The sequence below is a fragment of the Microbacterium sp. 13-71-7 genome (assembly GCF_002257455.1).
Taxonomy (GTDB): domain Bacteria; phylum Actinomycetota; class Actinomycetes; order Actinomycetales; family Microbacteriaceae; genus Microbacterium.
On record NZ_NCKN01000215.1, the window covers coordinates 1 to 6,905 of the forward strand.

The 6,905-nt window shown below is 73.2% G+C and carries 6 protein-coding genes and 1 pseudogene; all 7 read left to right on the top strand.

The window, feature by feature from the left end; translation table 11 throughout:
- Window positions 1-82 precede the first annotated feature (82 nt).
- Window positions 83-1,120: a MauE/DoxX family redox-associated membrane protein gene (locus tag B7X32_RS16795; RefSeq protein ID WP_292722197.1), complete on the top strand. Its 1,038-nt coding sequence runs from the start codon at window positions 83-85 to the stop codon at window positions 1,118-1,120.
- A gap of 161 nt (window positions 1,121-1,281) precedes the next feature.
- A complete protein-coding gene (locus tag B7X32_RS16800) occupies window positions 1,282-2,142 on the top strand; it encodes a helix-turn-helix domain-containing protein (RefSeq protein ID WP_292722200.1) in 861 nt (286 codons plus the stop codon).
- Window positions 2,143-2,260: 118 nt separating this feature from the next.
- Window positions 2,261-4,111, top strand: coding sequence for a glutamine--fructose-6-phosphate transaminase (isomerizing) (glmS, locus tag B7X32_RS16805; RefSeq protein WP_292722203.1), 1,851 nt, complete (start codon window positions 2,261-2,263; stop codon window positions 4,109-4,111).
- A 204-nt stretch (window positions 4,112-4,315) separates the two neighbouring features.
- Window positions 4,316-4,663: pseudogene (locus tag B7X32_RS16810) on the top strand (holo-ACP synthase); the annotation flags it as partial.
- Between the two features lie 167 nt (window positions 4,664-4,830).
- Window positions 4,831-5,940, top strand: a complete 1,110-nt coding sequence (alr, locus tag B7X32_RS16815) for an alanine racemase (RefSeq protein ID WP_292722205.1) — start codon at window positions 4,831-4,833, stop codon at window positions 5,938-5,940.
- A 50-nt stretch (window positions 5,941-5,990) separates the two neighbouring features.
- Complete coding sequence (tsaE, locus tag B7X32_RS16820) at window positions 5,991-6,425, top strand: tRNA (adenosine(37)-N6)-threonylcarbamoyltransferase complex ATPase subunit type 1 TsaE (RefSeq protein WP_292722211.1); 435 nt, start codon at window positions 5,991-5,993, stop codon at window positions 6,423-6,425.
- An 84-nt stretch (window positions 6,426-6,509) separates the two neighbouring features.
- Window positions 6,510-6,905 (top strand): response regulator transcription factor (locus B7X32_RS16825; protein WP_292722207.1); only part of this gene is annotated, 396 nt, incomplete at its 3' end.

Consider the following 6,905-nt stretch of genomic DNA (forward strand, 5'->3'; position numbering starts at 1 on the left):
ACGCCGTGGAGTCGGTGCTGCTGCGCAAGCTCTGATACGCCGGCCGCGCCTCGACGGCGCAGGCGGCTGGGATACTGACTCCATGGGGACTGCTCCTTTCGCCTTCCTGCTCCCGGCTGCGGCCGAGACGTCGACCCTCATCCTCGTCGGGGTGCTCGTCGTCAGCGGCGTCGCCAAGCTGCGCACGCCCGACGACGCCGCCGGCTGGGAGGCGATGGGCGTTCCCGCCGCGCTGCGCCGGGGATGGCTGATCCGCCTGCACCCGATCGGCGAGCTCGCGCTCGCGGCGGCGCTGCTGCTGCTCGGCGGGCCGCTCGGGATCGCCGCCGCCGTCGTGGCGGTGCTCCTCTTCGCCGCCTACCTCGCGATGGTGTGGCGCGCGCGGCGGCAGACGCCGGACGCCTCGTGCGCGTGCTTCGGTGAGCGGCGCCCGATCACGGGCCGCACCCTGCTGCGCAACGCCTGGCTCGTGCTGCTGGCCCTGATCTCCGCGGCCACGATCGGCGCCCAGCCGCTGTGGGGCGGCGTCGCCCTGCTCGCCGCGGCCCTGTGGCCGTGGACGCTGGCGCTCGCGGCGGTCGCCGTCACCTTCCTGCTCGTCCAGGAGGGGGGATCCGGATCCGCCGACGCGCCGAGCGATCACGGCGCCGCGGCACCCGCGGCGATCGGCGCCGACGGCGAGCCCGAGGACTACATCCGCACGCGCACCCCCGCCGTCCCGGTGCAGCTGGGGGACGGCACGACCGTGACGCTCCGGGAGCTCTCGGCGCGCGAGCCCGTCCTGCTCCTCGCCGTCTCGGAGGGCTGCGGATCCTGCACGCCCGTGATCGAGAGCATCGACCGGTACCGCGAGCTGCTGCCGGAGGTCTCCGTGCGGTTCCTGCTGCGCAGCGACCCCGAGGGCAGCACGCTCACGTCGGCGCAGGAGCCGCAGACGCTGCACGACGCGAGCAAGTACGTGAGCGCGACCTTCGCCGACGCCTGGATGACACCGAGCGCGATCCTGCTCGGAGCCGACGGCCTGCTCGCCGGCGGCCCCGTGTCCGGCGCACCGCAGGTCGCCGAGTTCGTGGACGACATCTATGAGAGCCTGCACGGGGAGCGTCCGCCCGCGTCGTGAGCGGGCGCCAGGGCGGCACGCGGGGCGTGCGCGGGATCCTGACGCGTTCCGAGAACGACCCTCGCGAAGGGCGCGACAGGCGTAGAGTGACGGGCACGCGGGTTCCTGCGGCTGGGGAGCCGCACCCGCGGGACCTTGTGGGGAGGTCTCCGATGGGAATCGTGGTGGACACCCGCGCGACGATGCTGCCGCGGGGGATGAGGCAGGAGCAGCTGGACGTCGCTCGCCGCTTCCACGGCGTGCTCGCGACAGGGCACACCCTGCAGGCGGGGGCCGAATGGTGGTGGCCGGCGCGGCCGGCCGACGGCGAGGAGACCGCCGTGATGCTCATCGCCGAGATCCCGCTCGCGATCTCCTGCGATGACGGCGTGCTGCGGCAGGCTCCGCCCGGATCCCTGTGCTTCCTGCGCCCGAACCACGACACGAGGGTGATCGCTATCGGCGACGGCACCGTGATGTGCCTCTGGGTGCCGTGGTCCGCGCTCTCGGAGATCGAGCCGGTGCTGCCGGGCGCGGGCGAGGTGATCGCGCCGAGTCCGCTGGGCTTCGGCTTGGAGGCGTTCCTGTCCTCGCTGCTCACACAGCACACCGAGCCGACGGCGGTCACGGATCGCCTCGTGGAGCGCCTGCTCGCGGAGATGGTGTTCGGCGTGCTGGTCGAGGCCGCACCCCATGTCCTCCACGACGGCGAGGCGGCGCGCATCGACAGGGCGCGCTCGATCATGCGGGCGCGGCGGGCGGAGCGGGACTTCGGCGTCGCGGCGCTCGCGCGCGACATGCACATGTCGGTGCGGCAGCTGCAGCGGCTGTTCGCGGCCGAGGGCAGCGCGCCCGCGGAGGAGCTCCGCGGGATCCGCGTGGAGCTCGCCCGCGAGCTCATGCGCGACGCCGACTGCGCGCCGCTCGGCATCGCCGAGATCGCGGCGCACTCCGGCTTCCCCGACGCCGCGGGATTGCGCCGCGCCTTCGCCCGGTCGGGACTGCCCTCTCCGCGCATCGTGCGCAAGGCCGGCCGCGCCTGAGAGCGGGCCGTCGGATCCCCGATCCGACCCCGTGGCACCGCCTTCGTGCTCCTCTCGATCGCAGGCGCGCCTGATTCGTACGGAACCCACGCAAAATCGCGGCCGTACCCTGGAATCCATGTGTGGAATCGTCGGATACGTGGGGCCGCGCCCCAGCCAGGACATCCTGCTCGCGGGCCTCGCCCGCCTCGAGTACCGCGGGTACGACTCGGCAGGCATCGCCGTCATCGATGAGGCCGGATCGCTCGGCATGCGCAAGAAGGCCGGCAAGCTGCAGATGCTGCGCGACTCGCTCGCCGACGCCGCGCTCGCCGACGGCAGCACCGGGATCGGGCACACCCGCTGGGCCACGCACGGAGGCCCGACCGATGCGAACGCGCATCCGCATCTCGCCGACGACGACAAGCTGGCGCTCATCCACAACGGCATCATCGAGAACTTCGCCGCGCTCCGCGCCGAGCTCGAGGCCGAGGGCGTGACGTTCCGCAGCGAGACCGACACCGAGGTCGCCGCGGCCCTCGTCGGCCGCGAGTACCGCCGCACGGGCGACCTCCAGGAGGCGTTCCGCGCCGTCGTGAACCGCCTCGAGGGCGCCTTCACCCTGCTCGCGGTGCACCAGGACGAGCCGGGCCTCGTCGTCGCCGCACGCCGCAACTCGCCGCTCGTGATCGGCCTCGGCGACGGGGAGAACTTCCTCGGCTCCGACGTCGCCGCCTTCGTCGAGCACACCCGTCGCGCGCTGGCGATCGGCCAGGACGAGATCGTCGCGATCACGCCCTCCGAGGTCACCGTCACCGACTTCGACGGCGCGCCCGTCACGCCGGAGCCGTTCGAGGTCTCGTGGGACGCCACGTCCGCCGAGAAGGGCGGCTGGCCGAGCTTCATGGCCAAGGAGGTCGCCGAGGAGCCCGAGGCCGTCGCGAACACGATCCGCGGCCGCGTGCGCGACGGCGCCGTCGTGATCCCGGAGCTGGACGGATCCGACGACCTGTTCCGCGGCGTGGACCGCATCATCATCACCGCCTGCGGCACCGCGTCGTACGCGGGCATGGTCGGCAAGTACGCGCTCGAGCAGTGGGCGCGCGTGCCGGTCGACGTCGAGCTCGCGCACGAGTTCCGCTACCGCGACCCGGTGATCGGCGAGAACACGCTGGTCGTGTCGATCAGCCAGTCCGGCGAGACCATGGACACGCTCATGGCGGTCAAGTACGCCCGCGAGCGCGGTGCGCGCACGCTGTCGATCTGCAACACCCAGGGCGCGACGATCCCGCGCGAATCGGACGCCGTCGTCTACACGCACGCGGGCCCCGAGGTCGCGGTCGCGTCGACCAAGGCGTTCGTCGCGCAGATCACGGCACTGCTGCTGCTCGGCCTGCACGCGGGCCGCGTGCGCGGCACGCTCTCGGCCGCCGACGGCGCGTCCGCCGTGGCCGACCTCGAGGCGCTGCCCGCGAAGATCGCCGAGGTGCTCGCGGGGGAGCAGGCGCACGTCACGCAGCTCGCGGGCTGGATGGCCGACACGCGGTCCGTGCTGTTCCTGGGACGCCACGTGGGCTACCCGATCGCGCTCGAGGGCGCGCTCAAGCTCAAGGAGATCTCCTACATCCACGCCGAGGGCTTCGCCGCCGGCGAGCTCAAGCACGGCCCGATCGCCCTGATCGAGCCCGGACAGCCGGTGTTCGTGCTCGTGCCGTCGCCGCGGCACTCCGCCCTGCTGCACGCGAAGGTGGTCTCCAACATCCAGGAGATCCGTGCGCGCGGCGCCCGCGTGATCGTGATCGCCGAGGAGGGCGACGCGGCCGTGCTGCCGTTCGCCGACGAGGTCATCCGCATCCCGCTCGCCGGAGCCCTGTTCGAGCCGATCCTCGCGGTCGTCCCGCTGCAGATCTTCGCGATGGCGCTCGCCACGGCGAAGGGCCTGGACGTCGACCAGCCCCGCAACCTGGCCAAGTCCGTCACGGTGGAGTGACGCCGGGCGCGTCCTCGGTTCCGCTTCGGCTCGGTCCGCGTGCGACGAGTGCACGGGTGCTTGTCGAGTGCACGGGTCGTCGACGTGAAGAGGCGGTGCGATCGGCAGGATTCGGTGCATTCGCGGATCCTGCCGGTCCACGCGCGCCCGGGTGGACCGCCGGCGCAGCGGGGGTGCGCGGATCCGGCCCGGTAGGCTGAATCGGTGATCATCGGCACCGGCATCGACCTCGTGGACATCCCGAGATTCGAGCGGACGGTCGCCCGCACGCCTCGGCTCATGCAGCGGCTGTTCGCGCCGTCGGAGCAGGCGCTGCGGCTGCCGTCGCTCGCCGCGCGCTACGCCGCGAAGGAAGCGCTGATCAAGGCGCTGGGCGGATCCGACGGGGTGCACTGGACCGAGATCGAGATCGCGTCCGAGCCCTCGGGTCGGCCGTACTTCGTCCTGAGCGGCAGCACCGCCGCCGCCGTGGCCGAGCGCGGCATCACCACGCTGCACCTCTCCCTCACACACGACGCGGGCCTCGCCTCGGCGTACGTGGTGGCGGAGTCCCGCGAGTCCGCCGCCGCGCCCGCGGGGGGATCCGCGCCCGCCGGGGCCGGGGCCGGATCCGTCGACGCCCCCTCTGAGCGTCCAAGCCCCCTCGCAGATGCGCACCTCAGCGGGGGCGCGGATCCTGCAGGGGGGCCTCGACAGGATCGCGCGGGGGAGGAGCGGGCATGACCGCGCCGTTCCGCGAGGCGACGATCGACCTCGACGCGATCAGCGACAACACCCGGCACCTGCGCCGGCTCACCGGCGTCGACGTGATCGGCGTCGTGAAGGCGAACGCGTACGGGCACGGCGCCGCCGCGGCGGCCGTCGCCGCGCTCGCGGGCGGGGCGACCAGTCTCGGCGTCGCCACGGTCGAGGAGGGGCTCGAACTGCGCAGCGCGGGCGTCAACGCGCGGATCCTGGCCTGGCTGCACGCTCCCGGCCGGCGGTTCGACGACGCCGCGGAGGCCGGTATCGAGCTCGGCATCTCGAGCTTCGAGCAGCTCCTCGCCGCGTCGGAGGCGAGTCGCGGTTCGGATCCGGTCCGGGTGCACCTCAAGTTCGAGACGGGACTGAGCCGCAACGGCATCGCCCCGGGCGACCGCTCCCGACTGCTGGCGGAGGCGGCGCGCCTCGAGCGGATCGGGCGCCTGCGCATCGTCGGCTTGTTCAGCCACGTGTCCAACACGTCGCCCGAGGACGACCTGGCCGCGCTCGCCGCCTTCGAGACGGCGTGCGCCGAGGCGTCGGCCCTCGGCATCACCCCAGAGGTGCGCCACATCGCCGCGACCGCCGCGGCCATCGACCTGCCGCAGACCAGGCTCGATGCGGTGCGGATCGGCATCGGGCTGTACGGGCTCAGCCCGTTCGACGACCGCAGCTCGGCCGATCTCGGGCTGCGCCCCGCGATGACCCTGCGCGGCGCCGTCGCCGCGGTGCGCCGGGTGCCCGCCGGCACGGGTGTCTCCTACGGCTACACGCACCGCACGGACGCCGAGACCACGCTCGCGCTCATCCCGCTCGGCTACGCCGACGGCGTGCCGCGCGGCGCCTCGAGCCGCGGTCCGGTGCAGATCGGCGGGCGCCGCTACACGGTCGCAGGGCGCATCGCGATGGACCAGTTCCTCATCGACGTCGGCGACGATCCCGTCTCGGTGGGCGACGAGGCCGTGCTGTTCGGCGATCCGACTCTCGGGCTCCCCTCCGCGGCGGACTGGGGCGAGGCCGCCGGCACCATCAACTACGAGATCGTGACGAGGATCGGCCAGCGCGTGCCGCGCCGGAGCGTGTCGTGACGGCGCTCGACGACCTGGCGGGGCGGCACGAGATCCGCACCTCCGAGGCCATGGAGGAGCTCGGCCGGCGGATCGGATCCGACCTGGTCGCCGGGGACGTCCTGATCCTCACCGGCCCGCTCGGCGCGGGGAAGACCACGTTCACGCGCGGGCTCGCCGAGGGGCTCGGCGTGCGCGGACCCGTGCAGAGCCCGACCTTCGTGATCGCCCGCACGCACCCGTCGCTGGTCGGGGGCGCCCCTCTCGTGCACATGGACGCGTACCGACTGGGATCCGCCGCGGAACTGGACGACCTCGACGTCGACGTGCCGGGATCCGTCGTCGTGGTCGAGTGGGGGCGCGGCATGGCAGAGGAGCTCGCCGACGCCTGGTGGGACATCGAGCTCGAGCGCCCGGTCGGTGCGGGCGCCGACGACCTCTCGCCCGAGGAGCTCGACGCCGACGCACCCCGCATCGTCACGATCGCCCGCGCGACCGCCCGCTGAGACCCCGCACGGTCGAAGGATCCGCCGCGCATCGCGTCGCGGACATATCGATATGATGCAGACGACCGAAGCGCAGGGAAGAGTATGAGCGAAGACGACACGAAGACCGCGGTCATCATCGAGGACGATCCGGACGTCCGCTCGCTGCTCGACGAGGTGTTCCGCGCCGCCGGCTTCCGCACGGTGCTCGCCGGAACCGGACTCGACGGCGTGGCAGCCGTCGCCGCGCATGAGCCGGTCATCACGACCCTGGACATCAACCTGCCGGGGATCGACGGCTTCGAGGCCGCCCGCCGGATCCGGGCCCTCAGCGCGACGTTCATCATCATGCTGTCGGCCCTCGGCGAGGAGTCCGACGTCGTGCTGGGCCTGACCTCCGGCGCCGACGAGTACCTCGTCAAGCCGTTCCGCCCCCGCGAGCTCCGCGCGCGCATCGAGGCGCTGCTGCGCCGGCCGCGCAACGCCCACCCTGCCGCCACG

Bases quoted from the DNA above. Each gene is read 5' to 3' on its own strand.
- tsaE (WP_292722211.1), top strand. From the start codon at position 5,991: ATGGAGGAGCTCGGCCGGCGGATCGGATCCGACCTGGTCGCCGGGGAC.
- B7X32_RS16795 (WP_292722197.1), top strand. From the start codon at position 83: ATGGGGACTGCTCCTTTCGCCTTCCTGCTCCCGGCTGCGGCCGAGACG.
- glmS (WP_292722203.1), top strand. From the start codon at position 2,261: ATGTGTGGAATCGTCGGATACGTGGGGCCGCGCCCCAGCCAGGACATC.
- alr (WP_292722205.1), top strand. From the start codon at position 4,831: ATGACCGCGCCGTTCCGCGAGGCGACGATCGACCTCGACGCGATCAGC.